The sequence below is a fragment of the Lachnoanaerobaculum sp. ICM7 genome (genome assembly GCF_000287675.1).
Taxonomy (GTDB): Bacteria; Bacillota; Clostridia; order Lachnospirales; family Lachnospiraceae; genus Lachnoanaerobaculum.
Map to the genome: position 1 here is coordinate 18,944 of NZ_ALJL01000025.1, position 26,119 is coordinate 45,062.

24 protein-coding genes and 1 pseudogene are annotated in these 26,119 nt (G+C 35.3%); 23 read left to right on the plus strand and 2 right to left on the minus strand.

Annotation, left to right across the window (positions count from 1 at the left end; translation table 11 throughout):
* The first annotated feature begins 89 nt into the window (after positions 1-89).
* Positions 90-923: a hypothetical protein gene (locus HMPREF1140_RS09060; RefSeq protein WP_009663544.1), complete on the plus strand. Its 834-nt coding sequence runs from the start codon at positions 90-92 to the stop codon at positions 921-923.
* A 124-nt stretch (positions 924-1,047) separates the two neighbouring features.
* On the opposite strand, the pseudogene HMPREF1140_RS14055 reads toward HMPREF1140_RS09060, so the two are convergent.
* Positions 1,048-1,257, minus strand: a pseudogene (locus HMPREF1140_RS14055) (hypothetical protein); the annotation flags it as partial.
* A 526-nt stretch (positions 1,258-1,783) separates the two neighbouring features.
* Between HMPREF1140_RS14055 and HMPREF1140_RS09070 the strand changes: the two are divergent.
* Positions 1,784-2,569, plus strand: a complete 786-nt coding sequence (locus tag HMPREF1140_RS09070; RefSeq protein WP_009663580.1) for a hypothetical protein — start codon at positions 1,784-1,786, stop codon at positions 2,567-2,569.
* A gap of 118 nt (positions 2,570-2,687) precedes the next feature.
* On the opposite strand, the gene HMPREF1140_RS09075 is transcribed toward HMPREF1140_RS09070, so the two are convergent.
* On the minus strand, positions 2,688-3,098 hold the full coding sequence (locus HMPREF1140_RS09075) for a PaaI family thioesterase (RefSeq protein ID WP_009663575.1): 411 nt from the start codon (positions 3,096-3,098) through the stop codon (positions 2,688-2,690).
* A gap of 394 nt (positions 3,099-3,492) precedes the next feature.
* Here HMPREF1140_RS09075 and HMPREF1140_RS09080 point away from each other — a divergent pair, with 394 nt between their 5' ends.
* The 21 genes from HMPREF1140_RS09080 to HMPREF1140_RS09180 all read left to right on the plus strand — a co-directional run bounded on the left by HMPREF1140_RS09080 (position 3,493) and on the right by HMPREF1140_RS09180 (position 26,095).
* Positions 3,493-5,286 carry a DNA-directed RNA polymerase subunit alpha C-terminal domain-containing protein gene (locus HMPREF1140_RS09080; RefSeq protein WP_009663555.1) on the plus strand — a complete coding sequence of 598 codons (1,794 nt, stop codon included), beginning with the start codon at positions 3,493-3,495 and terminating at the stop codon, positions 5,284-5,286.
* 165 nt (positions 5,287-5,451) lie between these two features.
* Entirely contained in the window at positions 5,452-6,462 is a 1,011-nt protein-coding gene (locus tag HMPREF1140_RS09085; protein WP_009663570.1) for a rod shape-determining protein, read from the plus strand.
* Position 6,463: 1 nt separating this feature from the next.
* Positions 6,464-8,698, plus strand: coding sequence for an SF1B family DNA helicase RecD2 (recD2, locus tag HMPREF1140_RS09090; RefSeq protein WP_009663538.1), 2,235 nt, complete (start codon positions 6,464-6,466; stop codon positions 8,696-8,698).
* 27 nt (positions 8,699-8,725) lie between these two features.
* Positions 8,726-9,406, plus strand: coding sequence for a ComF family protein (locus HMPREF1140_RS09095; protein ID WP_255347567.1), 681 nt, complete (start codon positions 8,726-8,728; stop codon positions 9,404-9,406).
* A 67-nt stretch (positions 9,407-9,473) separates the two neighbouring features.
* Complete coding sequence (locus HMPREF1140_RS09100; protein WP_009663537.1) at positions 9,474-10,127, plus strand: hypothetical protein; 654 nt, start codon at positions 9,474-9,476, stop codon at positions 10,125-10,127.
* A 146-nt stretch (positions 10,128-10,273) separates the two neighbouring features.
* Positions 10,274-10,972: a UMP kinase gene (pyrH, locus tag HMPREF1140_RS09105; protein ID WP_009663571.1), complete on the plus strand. Its 699-nt coding sequence runs from the start codon at positions 10,274-10,276 to the stop codon at positions 10,970-10,972.
* Between the two features lie 39 nt (positions 10,973-11,011).
* Positions 11,012-11,566: a ribosome recycling factor gene (gene frr, locus HMPREF1140_RS09110; protein WP_009663543.1), complete on the plus strand. Its 555-nt coding sequence runs from the start codon at positions 11,012-11,014 to the stop codon at positions 11,564-11,566.
* 100 nt (positions 11,567-11,666) lie between these two features.
* Complete coding sequence (locus HMPREF1140_RS09115) at positions 11,667-12,374, plus strand: isoprenyl transferase (RefSeq protein WP_009663536.1); 708 nt, start codon at positions 11,667-11,669, stop codon at positions 12,372-12,374.
* Complete coding sequence (locus HMPREF1140_RS09120; protein WP_009663568.1) at positions 12,374-13,174, plus strand: phosphatidate cytidylyltransferase; 801 nt, start codon at positions 12,374-12,376, stop codon at positions 13,172-13,174. The genes HMPREF1140_RS09115 and HMPREF1140_RS09120 overlap by 1 nt, the downstream gene beginning before the upstream one ends.
* 4 nt (positions 13,175-13,178) lie before the next feature.
* Positions 13,179-14,318 carry a 1-deoxy-D-xylulose-5-phosphate reductoisomerase gene (gene dxr, locus HMPREF1140_RS09125; protein ID WP_009663566.1) on the plus strand — a complete coding sequence of 380 codons (1,140 nt, stop codon included), beginning with the start codon at positions 13,179-13,181 and terminating at the stop codon, positions 14,316-14,318.
* On the plus strand, positions 14,315-15,346 hold the full coding sequence (gene rseP, locus HMPREF1140_RS09130) for an RIP metalloprotease RseP (RefSeq protein WP_009663542.1): 1,032 nt from the start codon (positions 14,315-14,317) through the stop codon (positions 15,344-15,346). The genes dxr and rseP overlap by 4 nt, the downstream gene beginning before the upstream one ends.
* A 24-nt stretch (positions 15,347-15,370) precedes the next feature.
* Complete coding sequence (gene ispG, locus HMPREF1140_RS09135; protein WP_009663584.1) at positions 15,371-16,429, plus strand: flavodoxin-dependent (E)-4-hydroxy-3-methylbut-2-enyl-diphosphate synthase; 1,059 nt, start codon at positions 15,371-15,373, stop codon at positions 16,427-16,429.
* 1 nt (position 16,430) lies between these two features.
* Positions 16,431-20,879, plus strand: coding sequence for a PolC-type DNA polymerase III (locus HMPREF1140_RS09140; protein ID WP_009663578.1), 4,449 nt, complete (start codon positions 16,431-16,433; stop codon positions 20,877-20,879).
* A gap of 82 nt (positions 20,880-20,961) precedes the next feature.
* Complete coding sequence (locus tag HMPREF1140_RS09145) at positions 20,962-21,537, plus strand: hypothetical protein (protein ID WP_009663573.1); 576 nt, start codon at positions 20,962-20,964, stop codon at positions 21,535-21,537.
* A 343-nt stretch (positions 21,538-21,880) separates the two neighbouring features.
* Positions 21,881-22,216 carry a helix-turn-helix domain-containing protein gene (locus tag HMPREF1140_RS09150; RefSeq protein ID WP_009663582.1) on the plus strand — a complete coding sequence of 112 codons (336 nt, stop codon included), beginning with the start codon at positions 21,881-21,883 and terminating at the stop codon, positions 22,214-22,216.
* Entirely contained in the window at positions 22,217-22,975 is a 759-nt protein-coding gene (locus HMPREF1140_RS13300) for an ImmA/IrrE family metallo-endopeptidase (protein ID WP_083846513.1), read from the plus strand. It begins immediately after the preceding gene.
* Positions 22,976-23,069: 94 nt separating this feature from the next.
* Positions 23,070-23,717, plus strand: a complete 648-nt coding sequence (locus tag HMPREF1140_RS09160; protein ID WP_009663577.1) for a DarT1-associated NADAR antitoxin family protein — start codon at positions 23,070-23,072, stop codon at positions 23,715-23,717.
* A 120-nt stretch (positions 23,718-23,837) separates the two neighbouring features.
* A complete protein-coding gene (gene ylxM / locus HMPREF1140_RS09165) occupies positions 23,838-24,179 on the plus strand; it encodes a YlxM family DNA-binding protein (protein WP_334290530.1) in 342 nt (113 codons plus the stop codon).
* A gap of 9 nt (positions 24,180-24,188) precedes the next feature.
* Positions 24,189-25,544, plus strand: coding sequence for a signal recognition particle protein (gene ffh / locus HMPREF1140_RS09170; protein WP_009663563.1), 1,356 nt, complete (start codon positions 24,189-24,191; stop codon positions 25,542-25,544).
* A 68-nt stretch (positions 25,545-25,612) separates the two neighbouring features.
* Positions 25,613-25,855: a 30S ribosomal protein S16 gene (gene rpsP / locus HMPREF1140_RS09175; protein ID WP_007591924.1), complete on the plus strand. Its 243-nt coding sequence runs from the start codon at positions 25,613-25,615 to the stop codon at positions 25,853-25,855.
* A 12-nt stretch (positions 25,856-25,867) separates the two neighbouring features.
* The gene (locus HMPREF1140_RS09180; RefSeq protein WP_009218659.1) at positions 25,868-26,095 is read left to right on the plus strand and encodes a KH domain-containing protein; all 228 of its coding nucleotides are present in this window, start codon (positions 25,868-25,870) and stop codon (positions 26,093-26,095) included.
* The last annotated feature ends 24 nt before the right edge of the window (positions 26,096-26,119 follow it).

Sequence of the window (26,119 nt, forward strand, 5' to 3'; positions counted from 1 at the left end):
AGGAAAAAACTTGTTTGTAATATATAGGCGGTACGATAAAAGGATTTTGATATCAGTACCATATTTATTAAGCAAAGAAAGGGGTTTTTATGAGAAAATTATTTGTTATGTCATTGGCAGCATTACTTGTAATGGCAAGTGCTATGCCGACCTTTGCAATCGGAGAAGGTCTGGAAAAAGATGACGGAGGATACTACTTTGAAAAAGATAACGGTGAACGTGCAAGGAATGAATGGGTATATGTAGAATACGAGGGTAAAGGATATTGGTATTATATGACTGATTATGGCTATCCTTTAAGATCGGCTATAACACCGGACGGCTATAAGGTAAATTCTAACGGACATTGGATTGATGAGGGGAATTTAAGCAGCGACTCTTATGAATATGATAAGGATTATATGTTATTTATAAGCAACTTGGTATTTGATGATTTTTATGACAATAATCCTATCAGTTCGGGTCTTAATAAAAAAAGAGAAAACTTCTCTTCCGCAGATAAAGCACTCATTACCTATGCTTATGTATACTTTAAAAAAGATAGTAGGATAAGTGAAAAACGTTCAGGTCGTTATGATTTATACAATGTAGTAAGCAAGGACAATCTAATGTCCATAATGAAAGATCTTACAGGCTCAAGTAATGAAACTGATATGCAAGAATTTGCAAAGTATGGAACTTTAAAAGGAGATACTTATTGGGTTCAGGCTGGTGGAAGTTTTGGCGCTGCCGGCGATTCTTATCTGTCCGACAAAAATATTCAATTAAGTATAGAGGGCAATAGAGTTAAAATCACCGGTGATGTTTTGCGTTATCAGGCTAATTCAGGGTATGTTCCAATTAAGAAATATAACGCATACTTTACCATAAGCGATGCTCCACAACTGGGATTTTTAAGATTTGATGAACTTAATATTCAATAGTTATAAATAGATAATTGCGAAACTTGCTAAGCTCTTTTGCAATCTTCGTTGAAAACAAAGATGAATTTGTGCAAAGCACAAATTCTAAGCTGAAAAGTTGATAACTGCAAGATTTAAGTGCACTTTAATAAGCATAGTGCTTATATAAAGTTGATAAGTCATAAGCAATTAAAGATTTTAAACTTCTGATACGTTGTCGTTGATTAATTTTATCAGCAACAATTACAGTTAATAACTGAGATGTACCGGCTGGCAGTGAATCGGAATGTGGTGTTTTTTCATTTGTTGTTTTCCTTTTGGTCATGCAGAAACTATCCTTAAAGTGGTTGATTGATAAGGGATGGTGATGAGTGGCTACGAGGTGATGGAAGCTCTTTATTAAAATATCCATTTGGGTCAATATCGGATATTAGTATGATTTATGCCGGAGCGGTTACCGGCTCAAAAGATGACGCTCGTAAAGAGTTTTATAATTTTATTGCGGAAACTTGTCCCGAAAATTCTTTGGTACATTTTGAACAAAGTAGTTGCCCTGTTGAGTAGAGCTTGATTTAATAACATTTATTAGAAAATTATTATTATTTTAGATAGCAATTTAAACATAAGTTCTTTTGGAATAAGGCATAAAAATAATAGGAGAAATTTTAATGTTATTAATGAGAATATGAAGAAAAGTCTATAAATAAAAATATCTTATAAAGGGTGTAATATGTTATACAGTATTTTCATCCTTGTTATATAATATAGAATTTAAATTTGCATTCACAAGACTTAAAATAGAATGAATATCATTTAGATTAAATTTATATAATCATTAATATGGTAAATGTGAATAAAAAATAATATTAAGGAGATGTTTGATGAGAAAAGTAATTTTAGCAGCAGCGATAACAACTTTCAGCTGCATAATGACAATAAGTGCATATGCAGGCAATTGGGTAAAAAATAATACCGGTTGGTGGTATGATAACGGTAACGGTACTTGGCCGTCATCATCATGGCAGTGGATAGACGGTAACTCTGACGGAATAGCGGAGTGCTACTACTTTGACGGTTCAGGTTATTGTATGATCAATACTACTACACCTGACAATTACATTGTAAATAATTCAGGGGCATGGACTGTAAACGGAGTAGTACAAACAAAAAATGCAGGCACTGAAAAAAGCGACAGCTATTATATGGAAAAGTATGCATCTGTGATAGATAAATGGAGAAACGACGAAGCCGGATATGCACTGGATCCTGTTTACGATTTTATAGATATAAATGGAAATGGCAGTAAGGAGCTGATAATAGGAGAGAGAGATAATGGTTTCATTAGAGGTATATACACTTTAAATAATGAAACTCCTGTTGAGATTGTAATTGACCCGGGTGTTAGTGCTTGGAGATTTAATGTTCTTAAAGGTGGATATATTTCAACCAGTAACAGTAATGCCAGTTGGGATACCAACAGTCTCTCTATATTAGATAGTAATGATAACAGAGTTTGGGTGAGTACGGCAAATTATACACATATCTTTGACGAGCCTGAGGTTTATGAAGTAAATGATGTTAAAGTATCTAGAGAAGCATATATTGATGAACTGAATAAGTATAATATTGAAAAAGAAAATATAAGATTAACAAGAAATTTTAAATAATTAAAGATATGTTTTTATAAAATATAGCTTAAATAAAACTTGCATTAAGGATAAACTTAGTGCAAGTTTTGTTGTAAAGATTAATTAAATAAGTGTTTAACTAAATGAAAAACTTCATTTAAATCTCTATCTCTCTCCCCAGCGACATAAATGAAAATATACCGACTGCAAGCTCCACATCGTCCTGATCTTTTACTGATATGTTGTAGACGGAGATTTTCTTTCCTTTCTTTATTTCTGTGGCGGTAGCGGAAAGTTCTTTTGTATTTAAGCCGGCACGCAGATAATGGAAGTTTCCGTCAATTGTAGTAACATGTACTCCGTAGGAACTTGCAGCAGCACCGCCTGCTATATCGGCGATGGTATAAAGGCAGCCTCCATGTATTGAATCTATTGGATTTAAAAGTTCTTTTGTGACTTTCATTTCAGCTTTGGCATAGCCGTTTGAAAGTTCGGTAAGTTCTATACCAAGTAATTTTGCGAAGTTGTTGTTTATATTTCTAAATGATTTCAGTTTCTCATAATCCATATGCATCCTCCTGATAATCGGAATTTACTCCGATTGATTTTAATAATTATACAATAATATGTACCATATAAAAATATCATTTTTATTTTACACGTAAATAATATGTATTGTATTAATGAAATATATGTGCTAATATATCTAGGTAAAATTTAATTGAATTATTTTTAGCCATTGTTTTTAGAATGAATTGTACTACCTGGGGGTAGTGTGTCAATTTTAAAGGCAATGGCTTTTTGCTGTGCTTTTTTGCACCTTGAAAATCAAATCCGTAGATGCAAATGACGGCCGGCCGGGGAAGTATGCGATGAACTAAAATAAAGTGAGCATGCCAAGGAAGAGTCATTGCAGACTGCGACAGTAACAAAACAATTTAAAAACGAAAAGAGGTATGGCAATGAATAAAACAAATGAAATACGTAAAGAATTTTTATGTTCAACATCAATAGTATATACAGGTGAATTTAACGGTGAGGTGTATGGTGTCAGTGACAGATTTATGACCTATGGAATGTATTTAAAAGATGGTGAGACTTTGGGATTTGAAATTGTAATGAATCAGGGTGAGCCTTATAAAAACTATATATACTTGGATTCGGATAATGAGGTTTCTACAGATGAGTTTGACTGGATTTTCAACAATTATGCAAAGGTGATTCCGGATAAGTATATTTTGGAAGATAAAACACCAGAAAATGACAGAATAAAGTATAGAGCGGTTGCCTGTGAGAGTTTGAATATTAATTTTATAGATGATGACATAATATATATGATTCCTAATTCCGGATATTTTAAGGCAATGTGTAAGGAGATAAGCGAGGTTGGAGGACATATCAGTGTGATTATTAAAGCTGGAGGAAATAAAGACGGTAATGTTGGAAGTATTGTTTTTGATTTTCCGCAAAGAATATCCAAAAAGCTTAAATCACTTATAAGTATGGTCTTTAAGGGTTGTGTTTTGGAAGAGGTAGGCGATGAAGTAAGTGATAATAATATAAGTAAAAAGAATTTAAGAGATTATATTATTATTCTTTTGAAAATACTTGGTATGCAGCAAAAGGTGGATAAGGACTCCATTGACAATCTGGAACTTGGGGTTCGCTCCTACAATGCATTAAAAAAAGCGAATATTACTTCTATAAAAAGGCTTCTTGAGATGTCCGATATGGAACTTCTTAAGATTAGAAATCTCGGCAGGAAATGTATTTCAGAGATTAGAACACAGCTTATTGAAAAAAATTATGTGAGTTCTTATGAGGATCAATTTTTTGAAAATATGGACTCTATCGTATTGCCGGAAATGCCTAAAGATATTTTTGAAGATATAGCGGATAAGCGTAACTATATGGATGAACTACAGGCTTTGGTAGGTATAAGGGCTGTAAAGGATCAGGTGAAAAAGATTTTGGCATTTGCAAAGATGAGAAAGGCTATGGAAGAAAATGGGAAACATTTAGAACCTATAACTTTGAATATGGAGTTTGTAGGAAATCCGGGGACTGCCAAAACCACTGTAGCAAGGATTGTTGCAGGATTACTGAAAGAAATAGGTATTATAACAACAGGAGAGTTTATAGAGGTAGGAAGAGCCGATCTTGTAGCAAAGTATGTGGGACAAACAGCTCCCATGATACAAAATGTATTTCAAAGGGCAAAGGGCGGTGTGCTCTTTATAGATGAGGCGTATTCACTTTTGGAAGAAGTAAGGGGAGGATTCGGTGATGAAGCTATAAATATGATTGTTCAGGAGATGGAAAACAACAGAAAGGATACTATAGTAATATTTGCCGGTTATCCTGATGAGATGGATGAGTTCTTCTTGCGAAATCAGGGGCTTAGATCAAGAGTACCTTTTAGAGTAAATTTTGAAGACTATAATGTTGAGGAGATGTTAGATATATGTAAACTGGAAGCCTTTAAGAAGGGATTTTTGACAGATGACATGGCTGATAAAAAGATTATGGAAATATGTGAGAAATCTATTGAAAATAAAAATAATGGAAACGGAAGATTTTGCAGAAATCTGATAGAAATGGGAGTACTCAATTTTGCATTCAGAAACTATGGAGATTTGGATGTAAATGAAAAAATAGAGTATATTTTAAGAAAAGAAGATTTCATAGATATGAATGATTTGGATTTAAAATCTGATGAGAACAACTCAAGAATAGGTTTTAAGATATCTGCTTAAGTAGTCAAAGTTATAAAAAGTGTAATAAAGTATCCTTTATACAGAAATATCGTATTTCTTTATAATTTATTTCTAAATATTGATATTGGCTAAATGCATTATTTGTTGTAGAATAGTATACAGTGTGTTACATTAAAATTTATAATAAGTAATTTGGAGGAGAATATGTTTTGGTTTACATCCAATGACATTGGTATAGATCTTGGAACAGCAAGTATCTTAGTTTATATAAAGGGCAAGGGTGTTGTTTTAAAAGAGCCAAGTGTTGTAGCTATAGATAGAGAAAACGGTAAGATACAGGCCATAGGTGAGGAAGCCAGACTTATGATCGGAAGAACACCGGGAAATATTGTGGCAGTAAGACCGCTTCGTCAGGGTGTTATTTCAGATTATACAATAACAGAAAAGATGTTAAAGTACTTTATCGACAAGGCTGTAGGAAAGAAGACTTTCAGAAAGCCGAGAATTGCAGTATGTATCCCGTCAGGTGCTACTGAGGTCGAGAAGAAGGCTGTAGAGGATGCAACATATTCTGCAGGTGCAAGAGAAGTTAAGATTATTGAAGAGCCTGTAGCGGCTGCTATAGGTGCAGGAATTGATATTGAAAAGGCTGTAGGAAACATGATAGTTGATATCGGTGGTGGTACAGCTGATATAGCTGTTATCTCTCTTGGAGGTACTGTTGTAAGTACATCAATTAAGATTGCAGGTGACGATTTCGATGAGTCTATTGTTAGATATATGAGAAAGAAGCACAATCTTTTAATCGGTGAGAGAACAGCAGAGGAAATTAAGATTAATATCGGTGCAGCATACAGAAGACCTGAGGTTCTTACTATGGAAGTTAAGGGTAGAAACCTTGTAACAGGACTTCCAAAGACTATAGAGGTTAACTCTGATGAGACTTTAGAGGCACTTAGAGAGCCGGCAATGCAGATCGTAGACTCAGTTCACAATGTTTTGGAGAGAACACCACCTGAGCTTGCAGCCGATGTATATGACAGAGGTATTGTACTTACCGGTGGTGGTGCATTACTTTCAGGTCTTGACGCTCTTATTGAGGAAAAGACAGGTATCAACACAGTAATAGCTGACAATCCTTTGACAGCGGTTGCTATCGGTACAGGTAAGTTTATTGAGTTCAGATCCGGTAATAAGGGAGATTCTAAAAAATAATATGTCAACAGTATCAGGCTATATCGAAAAAATCATTTATAGGAATGAAACTAATGGCTATACTGTGCTCAGCGTGGAGGCCGATGATGACGATTATGTCCTTGTCGGTACCTTCAACTATATCGCTGAAGGTGAATTTATAAAGGCAAATGGAAATATGAAGCTGCATCCAAACTATGGAGAGCAGCTTTTTGTCGATGAATACGAAATCATAGAGCCGAGAGAACTTGACAGTATACAAAAGTATCTGGAATCTTCCGCAATAAAGGGTGTGGGCGAGGCACTGGCAAAAAGAATAGTTAAAAAGTTTAAGATGGACACTCTTAGGGTGATGGAAGAAGAACCTGAAAGGCTGGCAGAGGTAAAAGGTGTAAGTGAAAAGCTTGCAAGATCCATAAGCGAACAGATACAGGAAAAGAAGTCCATGCGTGATGCTATGATTTTTTTACAAAAGTTTGGAATCAGCATGAAGCTTTCCGCAAAGATATATATGGAATACGGAAGTAAAATATATACTATAATAGAGACAAATCCATATAAACTTGCAGATGATATAGACGGTATAGGTTTTAAGATTGCAGACGATATTGCCAAAAAGGTAGGTATTACAGCTGATTCCAAGTTTCGTGCCATTGCAGGAGTGGAGTATATTTTATCAAATGCCATGATGTCCGGACATCTATATCTGCCTGATACAGTTTTAAATGCTGAATTCCTTGATTTATTCGGTGAAAATATATTTGACTTTGATTCTTTACTTTCAGAAATGCAGATGGAAAAAAGAATCGTTGTGAAGAAAAATGAAGAAACTCAAGTTTATCTTTCACAGTGCTATTATACTGAACTGGCGGTAGCAAAAATGCTGACAGATATCAATATAAAAGCAAAGTATGATATAGAAAAGATAGAAGAGAAAATTCTAAAGATTGAGGATAAAGAAGGTATTGTCCTGGATGACTTGCAAAGGCAGGCGGTAATAGAATCCATAAGCAGCGGTCTTATAATAATCACCGGAGGACCGGGAACCGGAAAGACTACGACTATAAATACTATTATCAAATACTTTGAAAGCGAAGGCGAAAGTATTGCGCTCGCAGCTCCTACGGGAAGAGCGGCAAAGAGGATGTCGGAAGCTACATCATATGAAGCGAAAACCATTCACAGACTTCTGGAAATAACACCTAATAACAGTGATAATTCAAGCAATATAGGTACTCATTTTGAGAGAAATGAAGACAATCCGCTTGAGTCAGATGTACTTATAGTGGATGAGGTCAGTATGGTGGATATTTTTCTTATGCATGCACTTTTAAAGGCTGTAGCAATAGGAACAAGACTGATTTTAGTAGGAGACATAAATCAGCTTCCAAGTGTAGGTCCGGGAACAGTGTTAAAAGATATGATCGACTCAAATTGCTTTAATGTTGTAAGGCTTAATAAGATATTCCGCCAGTCCACAGGAAGTGATATTGTTGTAAATGCTCATAATATAATGACAAATGAAGAGATTGATCTGGGTAAGAAGAGTAATGATTTTATTTTTATCAAACAGAGTAATCCCGAGCATGTAATGGATTCGGTTATTTCTCTTGTAAAGGATAAACTTCCTTCATATGTAAAAGCATCTACAAATGAACTTCAGGTCATGACACCTATGAGAAAGGGACCTCTCGGAGTGGAACTTTTAAACTCATTTTTACAAAATAAACTAAATCCTGCAAGTAACTCCAAAAAAGAAAAAGAATATGATGCCACAGTCTTTAGAGAAGGCGATAAGGTAATGCAGATAAAAAACAATTACCAAAAAGAGTGGTTCGTATACAATGAAAAACATATGCCGGTGGATAAGGGGCTTGGAGTTTACAATGGTGATACCGGAATAATTAAAGAAATAGATATGTTTTCAGAAAGCTTCACTGTTTGTTTTGATGACGGTAAGGTTTCAAATTATGAGTTTTCGGAGTTTAACGAAATTGAACTTGCATATGCCATTACTGTTCATAAATCACAGGGAAGCGAGTATCCAGCTGTAATTATTCCCATTTATAAGGGACCTGCAATGCTTATGAACAGAAATCTTATATATACGGCTGTTACAAGAGCAAAAAAATGTGTTGTACTTGTAGGTATTCCCGAAGTGTTTTACAGTATGATTCAAAACACTAAGGAGATGGCAAGATATACCGGTTTAAAATCCAAAATAATTGAGCTTTCCATGTTATCTAAGGAGGATTAGGACATATTTAAAAACATAGTTGATATTATTTACCCGAGAAGATGTCCTGTGTGTGAAGAGATAATAAATGAAAAAGGTCATCTTATATGTAAGACATGTATAAAAAAGCTTCCTTTTGTGAAAGAACCCTATTGTATTAGATGCGGTAAGGAAATAATTTCAGAAGATTCCGCCTACTGTGACGAGTGTAACTTAGACAGAGAGTTTGAAGCCGGTAGAGGACTTTGTAATTATACCGATGAGATGAGGCATATCATACTTAAAATTAAGTATGACAATAAAAGAGAGTATATTGAAGGCTTTGCAAAGCTAATGGCAATTCGCTATGAAAAGTTTATTAAAGCCTCAAATATTGACTGTATTATACCTGTTCCGCTTCACAGCTCACGAAAAAGGATGAGAGGTTTTAATCAGTCCGATATTTTGGCAAAATATTTGTCAAAGTATCTGGATATCCCTGTAGTACATGACTGCCTTTGCAGAGTAAAAAAGACTAAAGATCAAAAAGGATTAAACAGAACTGAAAGACTTCACAATCTTGACAATGCATTCATGGTAAGGGATTTACCCTCAAATATTAAAAATATTTTGATTGTTGATGATGTATATACTACAGGTACAACTATAGAAAAATGTGCAAAAGTCTTAAAAGATTCCGGAATAAATAAAATTTATTTCTTAACCATATGTACAGGAAGCATTGGTTAGTAGTAAAATATACTTAGGTTTGCAGTTCTTAAAACCTTACATTTTAACTTCCGGGAGGACATAATTTATGAAAAAGAGTTTATATCTGTTACCTTTAATGATTGTAATGCTTTCTGCTTGTGTAAATAAACAGGCGGATGTAGCGGTGACTGCAAAAGCGGATGAGAGTACGGTGGAAGCCACACAAAAAGATGAGACTACAGCGGATTCTACACAAAAAGATGAGACTACGGCGGATGCTACACAAAAAGATGATGCAGCCAATAAAGACTCAAAGAGAGTTGAGAAGGAGTTTGGAAGCTTTATTGTGGCTGAAGGATTCGGTGAAGCAAAGGAACAATCAGGCGGTGGAAGATATTTTTATGTTGTTGAAGGTCATGAACATGATGCAAGACCAAATAATATCTCTATAAATACCGGACATCAAAATTATAACTTGGATGAAAGTGAAAAGTTTGCGGAGTCTACCACATGGCAGTTAAATATGCAGATAAAGCAATACGGTATGGATGCTGTAGTTTACGGTTCATCAGGAAAAACCGATGCAGGCGATATAATGTATATCTTTGATATCAAGTTTAATGACAGTGATGAGATAGACCGTCAATACTATATATTAAGAGATAAAAAATACGTGATGGTCTTTATGTCAAACTTTGACGGTGATGAGTCTGTAAACAAGGCGGCGGAGTTGATGGCAAAGAGTTTTGAGTGGAAATAATTTAATTTCCGGTAGATGGTGAATAGGAGCATATAGCTAAAAGTATAGTACTTAAATATTTATTGCTATATTTTAACTTATTGTATAACTATTTTCCCTATGGTATACTTGTGTCATAATTCCAAGTAAAAAGGATAGAAGAATCTATGCAAAACAAAAGAGTAATGTTGAAACTCAGCGGTGAAGCTTTGGCAAAGCCTGAGGGTGGTTACAACGAAGATAAAGTAAGAGATATTGCAAAGCAATTAAAGCCTTCTTTGGCGGCAGGTACTAATATCGGTATTGTTATCGGTGGAGGTAACTACTGGAGAGGCAGAACATCTGAAGCTATTGACAGAACAAAGGCGGATCAGATAGGAATGCTTGCGACCATTATGAACTGTATTTATGTATCTGAAATTTTCCGTTCGGAGGGAATAGATACAGCAATCTTTTCGGCATTTCCTTGTGGGGATATGGCGGAAGTATTCTCAAAAGACAGAGTAAATGAAAGATTTAAAGAGGGCAAGGTTGTATTCTTTGGTGGAGGTACAGGTCATCCATACTTCTCTACAGATACCGGTATAGTTTTAAGAGCTATTGAAATGGATGTAGATATGATACTTTTGGCAAAATCTATTGACGGAGTATATAATGCAGATCCTAAGGTGGATCCTAATGCAAAGAAGTATGATACGCTTACAATTCAGGAAGTAATTGATAAGAGACTGGCTGTAGTTGATTTGACCGCTTCAGTAATGTGTCTTGAGCATAAGATGCCGCTCGCAGTATTTGATTTAAATGAAGAGAATTCTATAAAAAATGCGCTGGACGGCAAGATAAACGGAACAATTGTGACAGTGTAATTGTAATATATTTAATAAACATAATTTTAAGGAGATTTTATGCAAGAGAGTATTAAAAAGTTTGAAGAGAAGATGACAAAATCTATCGATGTTTTGCTTGAGGAATACGCTTCAATCAGAGCAGGAAGAGCTAACCCTCATGTACTTGACAGAATAAAAGTTGAATATTATGGAACACCTACACCTATTCAGCAGGTTGGAAATATTTCAGTTCCGGAGCCTAGAATTATACAGATAGCACCTTGGGAGAAGTCTCTTTTAAAGGAGATTGAGAAGGCTATCAATATGTCGGACCTCGGCATCAATCCTACAAATGACGGTTCATGTATCAGACTTATCTTCCCTGAGCTTACTGAGGAGAGAAGAAAAGAACTTGTTAAGGATGTAAAGAAAAAAGGTGAGGCATGTAAGGTTGCTGTCAGAAATATCAGACGTGATGCTATAGATGCCATCAAAAAACTCGAAAAGGCCGGAGAGTTTACAGAGGATGATTTAAAGGACGGCGAAAACAAAATACAAAAGATTACAGATAAGGCTATTGAGAGAGTAGATAAGGCTATTGAAGACAAGTCAAAGGAAATATTAACAGTTTAATTAGCCGGCTTCATATCAGTAGAGACAAATAGTTTCTAAAGTTTAAGAAGGTGGGCTTCCACCTTCTTGTTTTATAGTTTAAAGTGAATGGAGTATAAATTTGGAAAACTTAGTTATACCAAAAAGCATTGCCATAATACTGGACGGTAATGGCAGATGGGCTGAAAGAAGAAACCTGCCAAGAGCAATGGGACATAAAGCCGGATGTGAGGCGCTTGAAAAAACTGTTGAGGACTGTGTGAGGCTTGGAGTGGAGTGCCTTACAGTATATGCTTTTTCTACAGAAAACTGGAAAAGATCTGCAGTTGAAGTAAGTGCTTTGATGAAGCTTCTCAGATTTTATATGGTGAAGCTTATCGATGTTGCAAATAAAAACAATGTAAAGGCTGTAATGATCGGTGATGAGAGCAGATTTGATCCCGATATCAGAAAAGGAATTCAAAAGCTTGTGGATGCAACAAGCTCAAACACAGGTATGACTTTTGCCTTTGCTATAAATTACGGTGGAAGAGATGAGATAAAAAGAGCTGTAGAGCATATAGTGGATGATGCCGTCGCCGGAGTTATTTCAAAAGAGAATATAAATGAGGAGCTTATATCCTCATATTTAGATACAAAGAATTTACCGGATCCGGATTTGCTTATTCGTACAAGCGGTGAGCTGAGAGTTTCAAACTTCTTACTTTGGCAGATAGCATACAGTGAGTTTTATATTACGGATACCTTGTGGCCGGATTTTGATAAGGAAGAGCTTTTGAAGGCTGTTGAGAGCTACAGCAAAAGACAGAGGAGATTTGGAGGTCGTTAATGTTTTTTACCAGACTGATAAGTGGAATAGGACTTTTGATAGTGGCTATCTTGGCTTTTTATATAGGTAATTTACCGCTTATAATATTATCCGCATTGATTTCTATAATAGGTTTATTTGAATTTTACAGAGCCTTGGACCTTGATAAGAAAAATATTGCATATCTTGGATATGTATATTCAATGATATATTATTGCTTGATTTATTTTAAATTAAATCAATATATATTCTTTTCAGTGATAGCATTCCTTATGCTTATTTTTGCAATATATGTATTTACATTTCCTAAGTATAAGACCGAGGAGATATCACTTATATTTATGGGGGTGATGTATATTCCGATACTGTTTTCATATGTTTACAATACCAGAACATATGAGGACGGACAGTATCTGGCATGGTTAATACTTATATCCAGCTGGGGTTCGGATACATGTGCATATGCGGTAGGTTCACTTTTTGGAAAGCATAAGATAGCTCCTGTACTAAGCCCTAAAAAGTCTGTAGAAGGCAGTATAGGCGGAGTTTTGGGAGCCGCTCTTATAGGAGGTATATTCGGTGCTATAATGTCGGGACATTTTATAAGTACCTTCTCACCGGTATTTACTTGTGCCGCTTCATGTGCTATAGGTTCTGTAATATCACAGGTCGGTGATGCTCTTGCTTCAGCTATAAAGAGAAATCATAATATAAAAGACTATGGTAATTTAATTCCGGGACATGGTGGCATACTTGACAGATTTGACAGTATGATATTTACCGCTCCTGCAATCTTTTTTGCAATATATTTTTTAGGATAAATAAATGAAAAAAATATCTATTTTGGGATCCACAGGATCCATAGGAACACAGACACTTGATATAGTTAGAATAAATAATGATGCGGAAGTGGTGGCACTTTCCGCTCATAAAAATATAGATTTACTGGAAAAGCAGATACGAGAGTTCAATCCGAAGGTGGTTGCCATATGGGAGGAAGCTGACGCAAAAATTCTTTCAGATAAAGTAAAGGATTTGGATGTGAAAGTGTGCTTCGGTATGGATGGACTGATAGAGGTTGCCTCTGTTTGTGATGCCGATATAGTGGTAACAGCTGTTGTAGGAATGATAGGTATAGAGCCTACTATTGCGGCAATTAAGGCAAAGAAGGATATTGCGCTTGCAAATAAGGAGACACTTGTTTGTGCCGGTCATATTATTATGCCGCTTGCAAAGGATATGGGTATAAATATATATCCGGTTGACTCTGAGCACAGTGCTATTTTTCAATGTCTTGATAAGAACAATCCTATAAAGAAGATCTTGCTTACCGCTTCAGGCGGACCTTTTAGAGGTTTTAGCAAGGAAGAATTGGAAAATGTTACTCTTGAAGATGCTCTAAAGCATCCGAACTGGAGTATGGGCAAAAAAATCACCATTGATTCTGCTACAATGATAAACAAGGGATTGGAGATAATTGAGGCGTCGCATTTATTTGGTGTGGATATTGATGATATTGAGGTTGTAATACAAAAAGAATCCATCATTCATTCTATGGTAGAGTTTAAAGATAACGGAATTTTAGCACAGCTTGGTACACCTGATATGAAGCTGCCTATTTCCTATGCTCTGTTCTATCCGGAAAGAAGATATATATCTGAGGAAAGAGTGGACTTTAACGCACTTGCAACTTTAAACTTTTCAAAACCTGATTTGGATGTGTTTGAAGGACTTAAGATGGCTATATCGGCAGGCAAAAAGGGTGGAAGTGCACCTACAGTTTTGAATGCCGCGAATGAATGGGCTGTAGATAAATTCTTAAATAAAAAGATTGGATTTACAGATATACCGCGTCTTATCGGTCTTGCCATTGAAAATCATCAGTTCAAGGAAAATCCGTCCCTTGAGGATATCCTATCATTGAAACAGTGGACAGAAGAGTATCTGGAAAGGATAAAAATTTGAATATAGTTATTGCACTAATTATTTTTGGAATAATAGTATTAATACATGAGTTTGGACATTTTCTTTTTGCCAAACTCTCAGGAGTAAAAGTTGTAGAGTTTTCCGTAGGAATGGGACCTAGAATTTTCTCTGTAAAGGGGAAAGAGACAAGGTACTCACTGAAACTCTTACTGCTTGGCGGTTCCTGCGCCATGTATGGAGAAGATGAGGATGAAGATGCACCGGGAAGCTTTAACAGTGCACCCCTTTTAGGAAGAATTGCCACTATTGCGGCAGGACCTTTTTTTAACTTTATCTTAGCATTTTTAGTTGCCATATTTATAGTTGCAAATGTAGGCGTGGATAAACCTGTTATAAGCGGATTTGTATCAGGACTTCCGGCTGAGAGCTCAGGGCTTATGGTAGGCGATGAGATAGAAAAAATTAATGGAAGAGATATTGACTTTTACAGAAGTGTTTCCACATATCTGTTTATGAATCAGGGCAAGGATATTACACTTACGGTAAAAAGAAATAATGAAAAACAAACAATAACCGTTACACCCGTGTATAATGAGGAATACTCTCAATATATGATAGGTATAAAAAGCTCAGGATATGAAAAGCTGAAAAATCCTTTTTCTGTACTGAAGTATTCTGTTTTGGAAGTGAAATATACTATTTCCATGACTGTTGATTCACTTATATACCTTCTGAGAGGCAGAGCAAGAGCAAGTGAGATAAGCGGTCCTGTAGGTATTGTAAATATGATTGGAACTACGGTGAATGAATCAAAACCTTATGGAATATTCGTTGTGCTGCTTTCATTGTCACAGATGGTTTTACTTTTAAGTGCAAACCTTGGAGTAATGAATTTACTTCCACTACCGGCACTTGACGGCGGAAGACTTATCTTTTTATTCCTTGAGGCAATATTTAGACGACCTTTAAACAGAAAAGTGGAAGGATATATCCATTTTGCAGGTTTTGCTCTCTTAATGCTTTTGATGGTTTTTGTAATGTTTAATGATATAAGAAAGATTATATGATGCTAAACATCATTGGAGTAAGTAATGAGAAAGAAAACAAGATTAGTACAAATAGGAGATAAATATATAGGCGGTGACATGCCTATTCTTATACAGTCAATGTGTAATACAAAGACTGATGATGTTAAAGCAACTGTAGATCAGATTTTAAGACTTGAGGATGCAGGTTGTGACATAATAAGAGTTGCAGTGCCAAATTCGGAGGCCGCTTCGGCAATCTCTGAGATTAAAAAGCAGATACATATACCGCTTGTTGCCGATATTCATTTTGACTACAGACTGGCACTTGAGGCTATAAAGTCAGGTTGTGATAAGATAAGGATTAATCCCGGAAATATCGGAAGCAGTGAAAGAATAAAAGCTGTAGTGGATGCTTGTAAAGAAAGAAATCTTCCAATAAGAGTAGGTGTAAACTCAGGCTCTTTGGAGAAAAATCTTATTGAAAAATATGGCGGTGTTACAGCCGAAGGTATTGTTGAGTCTGCACTTGATAAGGTAAAAATTATAGAAGATATGTATTATAACAATCTTGTTATAAGTATTAAATCTTCAGATGTAATGATGTGTGTAAAGGCACATGAACTGATTTCACAAAGAACAGATTATCCGCTTCATATAGGTATAACAGAATCCGGAACAGTGAAAAGAGGTATGATAAAGTCATCACTGGGCCTTGGTATTATATTATATCAGGGTATAGGTGATACTGTCAGAGTATCTCTTACAGGTGATCCGGTAGAAGAAATTTTTGCGGCAAAGCTTATATTAAACAATCTCGGACTTAGAAAAGGCGGTATAGAGGTTGTATCCTGTCCTACATGTGGAAGAACAAATATAGATCTTATAGGTCTTGCAGGTAAGGTTGAAAAGCTTGTAGAAGGTTATGATCTTAATATAAAGGTTGCAGTAATGGGATGTGTGGTAAACGGACCGGGAGAAGCCAAGGAAGCCGACATAGGTATTGCCGGGGGAATAGGTGAGGGACTCTTGATAAAGAAGGGCAAGGTAGTAAAGAAATTGCCTGAAAATGAACTTTTAGCTGCCCTTAAAGAGGAACTTGATATATTGTCAAAAGAGGCATAGAATGTTAAAAAAATTCAAAGATGTTTTTCAAAGTTTAGAATGTTCAGGTCATATTGACGAACTTTTAAACTTTGTTTTTGTGGAAAAAGTAAGTGCAAGCAATGATATGTCTTTGATAAAGATAAATATCATTTCCGAGAGAATAATAGAGAAGAAAACAATCCTTGATTTGGAAAAGCTTATAAAGGATAAGATGTTTCCAAAAAAGAATGTTAAAATTAAAATATTTGAAAAATTCAAACTATCAAGCCAATATACTGCACAAAATCTTTTTGAGACGTATAGAGACAGCATACTCCTGGAAATAAAAAACTATAAGATATCCCAGTATGTTATTTTAAACAATGCCTGTATTACATTTGACGGTTCATACATGGATATGACGGTTGAGAAAAATCCTTTAAATGAAAGTGTAATTGATGAGCTTGTAAGAATACTTGAAAAAATCTTTAATGAAAGATGTGGAATACTTTGTACGGTAAGGCATAAGTTTATTGCAAGAAAAGAAAGAAATGAAGAAATAGAGTATGCCGAACGAACTGTTACAAAGAAAAGCGATAACAGTGATTTTGTTACCGGAAATGCTAATGCAGCCTGGGAAAACGGTGAAAATAATGAAGTGGCAAAATCAAATGAGACGGCAGCTAAGTCAAATCCTAAAAAGGATACAGGAAATAAAAAGTTTGGAAATAAAGGCTTTGATAAAAAAGGATATACTCCTAAATATACAAAGCAAAAGTCTGATAATCCGGATGTTATTTATGGAAGAGATTTTGATGACAATTTTATAAAACTCTCAGACCTTATCGGAGAGATTGGAGAAGTAACTGTCAGAGGAAAAATAATAGAAGTTGAAAGCAGATATCTTGAAAGAAGTGATTCCACGCTTTATATTTTTGCAATTACAGACTTCAGCGATTCCATTTATGTAAAGATGTTTGTTCGTGGTGAGCAGTTGGATGCTGTTAAGGCAAATATAGTCAAGGGAAATTACATAAAAGTAAACGGTATGGCTCTGATTGATAAATTTGACAGTGAGCTTACTGTATCGTCTATAAAAGGAATCAAAAAATGTGAGAAGTTTGAAGAAAATATCAGAATGGACAATGAGCCTGTAAAAAGAGTAGAGCTTCATTGCCATACAAAGATGAGCGATTTTGACGGTGTTTCTTCAGCTTCAGATATAATAAATCAGGTTAAAAACTGGGGTATGGATGCAATTGCAATTACAGATCATGGAAATATTCAAGGCTTTACAGAAGCCAGCCATGTGAAGAATCCACCTAAGATAATTTATGGCGTTGAAGGCTATCTGGTAGACGATTTAAAGGAACTTGTGACTAATCCTTCAGATAAGACTCTTGATGACGGCTTTATAGTATTTGATATAGAGACCACCGGTTTTTCCGCCAAAAACGATGCAATCACCGAGATTGGTGCAGTCAAGGTCGTAAAAGGAGAAATAGTAGACAGATTCTCAACATTTGTAAATCCAAGAAGACCTATTCCTTTTAAGATAGAGGAACTTACACATATAAATGATGCAATGGTAATGAATGCTCCGATTATCGAAGATATACTTCCGCAGTTTTTGGATTTTTGTGAGGACTATATTATAGTAGCTCATAATGCAGGATTTGATACCGGATTTATACGTGAGAATGCCAAGAGGATAAACAGAGAGTATAATCCATCTATAATAGATACTGTAGCAATGGCAAGACTTCTTTTACCGGATCTTAACAGATTCAAGCTGGATACGGTATGCAAGGCTTTAAATATATCACTTGAAGGCCATCATAGGGCTGTTAACGATGCCGAGGCTACTGCACAGATATGGGTGGAGTTTATAAGAAGACTTAAAAACAGAGGATTGTCAAAATTATCCGAGGTGGCAAGTCTAGGTGAAACAAATGCGGATATAGTAAAGAAAACAAAGTACAATCATGTAATAATACTTGCAAAAAATGATATCGGAAGAATAAATCTTTATAAATTAATTTCACTTTCACATATTGATTTCTTTAATAAAAGACCAAGGATTCCAAAGTCTATTTTAGCAAAGATGAGAGAGGGACTTATTATAGGAAGTGCATGTGAACAGGGAGAGGTTTATAAGGCTATTTTGGATGATGCCACAGATGATGAATTAAACAGAATAGTATCATTCTATGATTATCTTGAGATTCAACCCATAGGCAACAATATGTTCCTTTTGGAAGACGAACAAAATGATATTCATTCTATAGAAGACTTGCAGGATATCAACAGAAGGATTGTAGAGCTTGGAAATGTATATGAAAAGCCTGTAGTTGCCACCTGTGATGTACATTTTTTAAATCCTGAAGATGAAATATATCGAAGAATTATATTCTATGGAAAGGGATATAAGGATGCGGATACACAGCCTCCTTTATATCTTCGTACAACTAAAGAGATGCTTGATGAGTTTGAGTATCTTGGCAGCGAAAAGGCTTATGAAGTCGTTGTTACAAATACAAGAATGATTGCGGATATGGTGGAGGTGATATCACCGGTAAGACCGGATAAATGCCCGCCTGTTATAGAAAACTCGGATGAGGATCTGACCAATGCATGCTACAAGAAAGCACATGAGCAGTACGGTGAAGAATTGCCGAAAATAGTGGAGGACAGACTTAAAAAAGAGCTGAACTCAATTATCTCAAACGGATTTGCGGTTATGTATATTATTGCAAAAAAACTGGTGGAAAAGAGCAATGAAGACGGTTACCTTGTCGGTTCCAGAGGATCTGTAGGTTCATCTTTTGCCGCATATACTTCCGGAATAACTGAGGTTAATCCATTACCTGCACATTATTACTGTGACTGTAAATATGTTGACTTTGACTCACCGGAAGTAAAAGCGTTTGCAGGTATGGCAGGATGTGACATGCCTGATAAGATTTGTCCGAAATGTGGCAAGAAACTAAAAAAAGACGGATTTGATATTCCTTTTGAGACTTTCCTCGGATTTAAAGGAGATAAAGAGCCTGATATAGACCTAAACTTCTCAGGAGAATATCAGCCTAATGCCCATGAATATACCGAGGTTATATTCGGTAAGGGTTATACCTACAGAGCCGGAACAGTAGGTACTCTGGCAAATAAGACGGCATATGGTTATGTAAAGCATTATTTTGATGATAAAAATGAGAGTAAGAGAAAATGTGAGATAAACAGACTTGCTGTAGGCTGTGAAGGTGTAAGAAGAACTACGGGTCAGCACCCGGGAGGTATTATAGTTCTTCCTCACGGTGAGGAGATCTATACATTTACACCGGTGCAAAGGCCGGCAAATGATATGACCACAAAGACCATTACCACACATTTTGATTATCATGCTATTGATCACAATCTTTTAAAGCTAGATATACTTGGACATCAGGACCCTACAATGATAAGAATGCTTCAAGATCTTACAGGTATCGATCCTGTTAAAGATATTCCTTTGGATTCAAAGGAGACAATGAGCCTTTTCCAAAACACCTCGGCACTTGGAATTGAACCGAAGGATATACTTGATTGTCCGCTGGGTGCTTTAGGTGTGCCGGAGTTTGGTACAGACTTTGCTATGCAAATGTTAATTGATACAAAACCTCAGGGGCTTTCAGATCTTGTAAGAATTGCCGGACTTGCACATGGTACCGATGTTTGGCTTGGAAATGCTCAGACTTTGATACTTGAAGGTAAAGCAACCATAAGAACAGCCATCTGTACCAGAGATGATATCATGATTTATCTTATAGAACAGGGACTTGATGAGGGTGAATCCTTTAAGATAATGGAGAGTGTAAGAAAGGGTAAGGGACTTACAGATGAATGGGTTGAGCATATGGAGGAAAAGGGTGTACCTGACTGGTATATCTGGTCCTGTAAGAAAATAAAGTATATGTTCCCTAAAGCTCATGCTGCCGCATATGTTATGATGGCATGGAGAATTGCCTACTGTAAGATATTTTATCCATTGGCATATTATACGGCATACTTTACTATAAGAGCTACAGGATTTAACTATTCTCTTATGTGTATGGGAAAGGATAAGCTTGAGTTTAATATTGCTCAATATAAGAAAAATCCGGATACCACAGCCAAATATGCGGATACTCTTCGAGATATGAGAATAGCACAGGAGATGTATGCAAGAGGCTTTGAGTTTGCAAAGATAGACCTTTTCAAAGTACATCCTACAAAGTTTCAAATAATGGATGACGGCAAGATAATGCCTTCACTTTCAAGTATTGAAGGCCTTGGAGAAACTGCCGCAACATCCATAGTCAATGCAACAAAGGCCGGACCTTTTATTTCAAAAGATGATTTTATGTCAAGAGCCAAGGTAGGTAAGAGCACCTGCGAACTTCTTGACAGCTTGAACTTACTGGGTGATCTGCCTGAGAGCAATCAGATATCGTTTTTTGATTTGATGGGGTAAAATATAGATGAACTAATTACGTTAAAGTATAATTTGTTCTAGAGTTATTTCCAAAGTTGTTTTAATTAAGGAGAAATGGAATATGGAATGTTTAACATGTGGAAAGATAACAGATAATAAAAAAGAATTTTATGAGGTTACTGGTAGAGTGGGTTTGAAGTACATTTGTAAGGAATGTGCAGCCGAACTTGGATATAATAATTTTTTTTCTGTTGGAATTCATACAAATACTGATCTGCTAAAAAAATATGTAAAGATTCATCCTGAAGCACAAGAAAGACTTGATTTACATATACAAAGAAAACTTGAATCAAATTCAAGAGAAATAGAACAAATAAAAGGATATGGAGAGAAGATAAAAGGCTGTATTGATAAGATAAAATCTGATGCAGAAGAAAAACGTAAATATAAAAATTATAAAAAAATGAAAGAAACAGAATTTACCTGTAAGGCATGTGGTAATATTTATTATTTTGGTTTAATGGATGATATAAAAAATTTCTCATTAATAGCCGCGGATCTTGGTAGCTTAGGAAATAATATCTATGCAGCAAATAATGTAAAGTATAGAAATCAATGCCCTAAATGTGGTAGTACAAGGACTACTAATAGAGAGATTTATTTTTATGTTGATAAAAAAGGGAATTTGGTGGAGTGATTTATTAATAGTTATTTAAGATTCAATCAAAAAAGGTTTTTATTGAAATCAAGCCAATATGTGAGTATATGAAGCTTTTTCTGTAAATAGCTATTAAGCCAAAGGCCTTCTATGACAAAATATAAAATCATAGGAGGCCTTTTATTATGACAAAAATAGAGAAGAAACCAGATTTAAGTCGCTTTATTTGTAAAGTAAATATATTTGAAATACAAAATTCTTTATAGCGTGTTCGTATACTAAGTATTAATATATAAATCTTGTCATATTTTTGGCCCACAACTCTCTTTACTTTATGACAAAGGGCTGATATAATATTCTTATCTAATAGGAGGAGTAATTTATGATGGATTTGATTGATATTGGAAAAAGAATAAAGAGTCTTAGAAAAGATTCCAATCTTACACAAAGTAAAGTTGCAGAGTTTTTATCATTAGATCAGAGTATGATTGCAAAAATAGAAAGAGGAGAAAGAAGTATTAGTTCAGATGTTATTGAAAAACTTTCCTATCTCTTTTGTTGTACAACAGATTACATTTTAACAGGTGAAGATTCAGAACAAAAATGTTTGATATCATTCAGATCCGGTGACATCACAGAAAACGACTTGGAATCTTTGGCAATAATTAATAAGATAGTTTTAAATCAATTTGAAATGGATAAAATTGCGAGGCTATAGATGATTAATAAAATGGAATTGAGTAGCAAAGCTGCGCTTCTCAGGAAAAAATTTGGAGAAGATGAATCATCACCTATTGACATATTTCAGGTGGTGCAAGCAATAGATAAACTTACGCTTGTTTTTTATCCTTTGAATAATAATATAAGTGGCATTTGCTACAAAGGAAAAAGTTCAAACGTAATTATAATTAATTCGGATATGTCTATAGGTAGGCAAAGATTTTCTCTTGCACATGAGCTTTATCATTTATATTTTGATGAAAGCGGTATTAGTTCGGCAAGTTTAACAACTATAGGTAAGGGAGATGAAAACGAGAAAAAAGCCGATCAATTTGCATCATATTTCTTAATACCTCAATCATCATTTTATGGACTGATTGAATCTATTAAAGAGAAAAACCAAAAAAAACATCTCGATATAGAAGATGTTATTAGAATTGAACAGTATTACGGAGTCAGTCATAAAGCAATATTATATAGACTAATGGAGGAAGGAGAAATTGATTCGGAAGATATAAAATCAATGGAAACAGGAGTTATTGCACTCGCTGCCAGATTAGGGTATGATACAACAATTTATTATCCTTCAGTGAAAGATAAAAATAAAATGGTATTGGGACATTATATAGCTTTGGCTGAAAAGCTTTTAGATGAAGAGTATATTTCGTATGGTAAATATGAAGAAATACTGTTGGACGGCTTTAGAGATGATATAGTCTATGGAATTGAAGGGGAGGACGGTGTTATTCTTGATTGATTCTATATTTAAACTATAGGGGCAAATTCGTTTACAGAATTTTTGAAAATAAAAAAATGATAATAATTAATAAAATAATCTAAAAGGAGGATTTATGGCAAAAAGACCTATATTTATCGCAAAGGATAAGTATCCTTTTTATACAGAGAAAACAATTGAATTTGAATATTTTGCAGGATTTTCTGCAAGTCAAAAACAAAAATCAATTAATTCACTTCACAATTCGTATAAGAAACAAGGAGGAGGCGATGTTCTCGAGATTTCAACAAAGGGAGAGGATAAGCTTGGAATAAACTTAAGTGCATTCAACTTGTTGATTGGTATAAATGGAGGTAAATACAAACTTGAATGTGTATTTCAAGGAAGTAAAGTGTTTGAACATGGCGGACCATATACAGATTTATATGATGTACAACCTTGGGAAGCAAAGAAGGATAACCGCTTAAGAGAAAGTGGAAAAGTGATAGGATTTAATTTATTTGGGAAAGATTTTAAAAGCGAACCTAAAGATTTTTTCTATAATTGGATCTACATAAATGCCTTAGCCAAAAATAAGAAATATTTGGAAGAACTTGATATGTATGAGGCTTTTACAGATATTGAATTCAATCCGAATAAATCTATCAACTGCCAGGCCAGATCGGTTGCAATTGCAGTCGGATTAAAAAAAGCCGGTATATTGGAAAAATGTATTTCGGATGAAAAAGTTTTCTTAAGTGAAGTTTATAAGGTAACCGGTTAGTAAATAAATATCAAATCAAACGATATTAAATTTTTATGAGGAATTTTCAAGCTGTCAAGTAAAAACACTTGACAGCTTCTTTTTATGTTGTTATAATCTCTCAGTATGGAAAATAATGATATAGAAAAATATATCAATCAAGGGATTCTTTATGATTTCTATGGGAAGCTTTTGACAGAGCATCAACAAAGAATTTATGAAGATGTGGTTTTCAATGATTTGTCACTGAGTGAGATTGCTGAAAATGAGGGAATAAGCAGACAGGGTGTGAGCGATCTTATAAAAAGATGCAATAAATCTCTGGTTTCTTATGAGGAAAAGCTTGGTTTGATAAAAAAGTTTGATGAAACAAAATCTTATGTAAAAGAGATACAAAGGATTGTTAAGATATATCAGGACACAAAGAATGAAGAACTTATATCAAAGATAGAAGAGCTTTCATTCAAGATACTGGATGTATAGGAGGTTTGAATGGCTTTTGAAAGCTTATCCGAAAAACTTCAAAATGTTTTCAAAAATCTTCGTGGCAAGGGTAGACTTACTGAGGATGATGTAAGAGCCGGATTAAAAGAAGTAAGACTGGCGCTTCTTGAGGCTGACGTAAGTTTTAAAGTTGTAAAAGATTTTATAAAGAGTATTCAAGAAAAGGCAACAGGTACTGATGTACTCAATTCACTTACACCGGCTCAGCAGGTTATCAAAATAGTTAATGACGAGATGGTTTCTTTAATGGGTAGTGAGACTACTGAAGTAAAGATTAAACCGTCAGGAGAAATGACTATAATATTGATGGCAGGACTTCAGGGTGCAGGTAAGACAACAACTACCGCAAAGCTTGCCGCAAAATTAAAGAAAAAAGGAAATTCACCACTTCTTGTAGGATGTGATATCTACAGACCTGCCGCTATAGAGCAGTTAAAAAGAAATGGTGAAAAGGTGGATGTGCCCGTTTTTGAGATGGGAACAGATCATAAACCTGCAGAGATTGCTAAAAGAGCTGTAGAATTTGCTAAGGAGAATCATCATAACATTATATTCCTTGATACTGCAGGTCGTCTGCATATCGATGAAGATATGATGAATGAGCTTATAGAGATAAAAGAAAATGTAACTGTTGACGATATCATTTTGGTAGTAGATGCCATGACAGGTCAGGATGCGGTAAATGTAGCCGAGACCTTCAATGAAAAGCTTGATATTACCGGAGTAATACTTACAAAGCTCGACGGTGATACCAGAGGTGGTGCAGCTCTTTCAGTACGTGCCGTTACAGGCAAGCCTATACTTTATGTAGGTATGGGAGAAAAGCTCTCTGATTTGGAGCAGTTTTATCCTGACAGAATGGCAAGCAGAATTCTTGGCATGGGAGATATCCTTTCTCTTATTGAAAAGGCTGAGATGGATATGGACAGTGAGAAAGCCAAGAAGCTCTCACAAAAGATTGCCAAAGCGGATTTTGATTTCAACGATTTCCTTGATCAACTGGAACAGCTTGAGAAGATGGGTGGCATGGCAAGTATACTCAGCATGTTACCGGGAATCGGTGGTAAGGCTGCATTACCTGAGGTGGATGACAGTCAGATGATAAAAATAAAAGCTATTATTCAGAGTATGTCTGAAAAGGAAAGGCTTGATCCAAGTCTTTTAAACCCTTCAAGAAAAAACAGAATTGCGAAGGGTTCAGGTGTTAATATTGCTGATGTCAACAGACTTGTAAAGCAATTTGAACAGATGAAAAAGATGATGAAGCAATTCCCGGGTATGATGAAGAATAATAAAAAGAGAGGAGCCCTTGGCGGACTCTTCGGAGGAAAATTAGGTTTTTAAAGGATTTTATTCTAAATAATTAGAATTGATCATATATAGATTTTTATAGCTATTAGGAGGATAATAAAATGGCGGTTAAGATGAGATTAAAGAGAATGGGACAGAAGAAGGCACCTTTCTATAGAGTAGTTGTTGCTGATGCTCGTTCACCAAGAGACGGTAGATTTATCGACGAGGTTGGTTACTATGATCCAACAGTTGAGCCAAGCGTAATCAAGTTTGATGAGGAGAACACAAAGAAGTGGCTTGCAAACGGTGCACAGCCGACAGATAGAGTTGCTAAGCTCTTAAAGAGTGCCGGATTAGTATAATAAGGACTGATTATGAAAGAAGTCATTGAGGTTATAGCAAAAGCTTTGGTAGATGACCCGGCTCAAGTAAAAGTTGAAGAGACAATCGATGGTGATACTACTATATGTACATTGTCTGTAGCCGAAGCCGATATGGGTAAGGTTATAGGTAAGTCAGGAAAGATAGCTAAGGCTATTCGTTCTATTATAAAATCAGCATCTATAAGAGCTGAAAAAAAGGTAGTATTAGAAATAAAATAACAAAACAAGCTGCTACATTTGTAG

Bases quoted from the DNA above. Each gene is read 5' to 3' on its own strand.
- HMPREF1140_RS09060 (WP_009663544.1), top strand. From the start codon at position 90: ATGAGAAAATTATTTGTTATGTCATTGGCAGCATTACTTGTAATGGCA.
- HMPREF1140_RS09070 (WP_009663580.1), top strand. From the start codon at position 1,784: ATGAGAAAAGTAATTTTAGCAGCAGCGATAACAACTTTCAGCTGCATA.
- HMPREF1140_RS09075 (WP_009663575.1), bottom strand. From the start codon at position 3,098: ATGGATTATGAGAAACTGAAATCATTTAGAAATATAAACAACAACTTC.
- HMPREF1140_RS09080 (WP_009663555.1), top strand. From the start codon at position 3,493: ATGAATAAAACAAATGAAATACGTAAAGAATTTTTATGTTCAACATCA.
- HMPREF1140_RS09085 (WP_009663570.1), top strand. From the start codon at position 5,452: ATGTTTTGGTTTACATCCAATGACATTGGTATAGATCTTGGAACAGCA.
- recD2 (WP_009663538.1), top strand. From the start codon at position 6,464: ATGTCAACAGTATCAGGCTATATCGAAAAAATCATTTATAGGAATGAA.
- HMPREF1140_RS09100 (WP_009663537.1), top strand. From the start codon at position 9,474: ATGAAAAAGAGTTTATATCTGTTACCTTTAATGATTGTAATGCTTTCT.
- pyrH (WP_009663571.1), top strand. From the start codon at position 10,274: ATGCAAAACAAAAGAGTAATGTTGAAACTCAGCGGTGAAGCTTTGGCA.
- frr (WP_009663543.1), top strand. From the start codon at position 11,012: ATGCAAGAGAGTATTAAAAAGTTTGAAGAGAAGATGACAAAATCTATC.
- HMPREF1140_RS09120 (WP_009663568.1), top strand. From the start codon at position 12,374: ATGTTTTTTACCAGACTGATAAGTGGAATAGGACTTTTGATAGTGGCT.
- dxr (WP_009663566.1), top strand. From the start codon at position 13,179: ATGAAAAAAATATCTATTTTGGGATCCACAGGATCCATAGGAACACAG.
- ispG (WP_009663584.1), top strand. From the start codon at position 15,371: ATGAGAAAGAAAACAAGATTAGTACAAATAGGAGATAAATATATAGGC.
- HMPREF1140_RS09140 (WP_009663578.1), top strand. From the start codon at position 16,431: ATGTTAAAAAAATTCAAAGATGTTTTTCAAAGTTTAGAATGTTCAGGT.
- HMPREF1140_RS09145 (WP_009663573.1), top strand. From the start codon at position 20,962: ATGGAATGTTTAACATGTGGAAAGATAACAGATAATAAAAAAGAATTT.
- HMPREF1140_RS09150 (WP_009663582.1), top strand. From the start codon at position 21,881: ATGATGGATTTGATTGATATTGGAAAAAGAATAAAGAGTCTTAGAAAA.
- HMPREF1140_RS13300 (WP_083846513.1), top strand. From the start codon at position 22,217: ATGATTAATAAAATGGAATTGAGTAGCAAAGCTGCGCTTCTCAGGAAA.
- HMPREF1140_RS09160 (WP_009663577.1), top strand. From the start codon at position 23,070: ATGGCAAAAAGACCTATATTTATCGCAAAGGATAAGTATCCTTTTTAT.
- ffh (WP_009663563.1), top strand. From the start codon at position 24,189: ATGGCTTTTGAAAGCTTATCCGAAAAACTTCAAAATGTTTTCAAAAAT.
- rpsP (WP_007591924.1), top strand. From the start codon at position 25,613: ATGGCGGTTAAGATGAGATTAAAGAGAATGGGACAGAAGAAGGCACCT.
- HMPREF1140_RS09180 (WP_009218659.1), top strand. From the start codon at position 25,868: ATGAAAGAAGTCATTGAGGTTATAGCAAAAGCTTTGGTAGATGACCCG.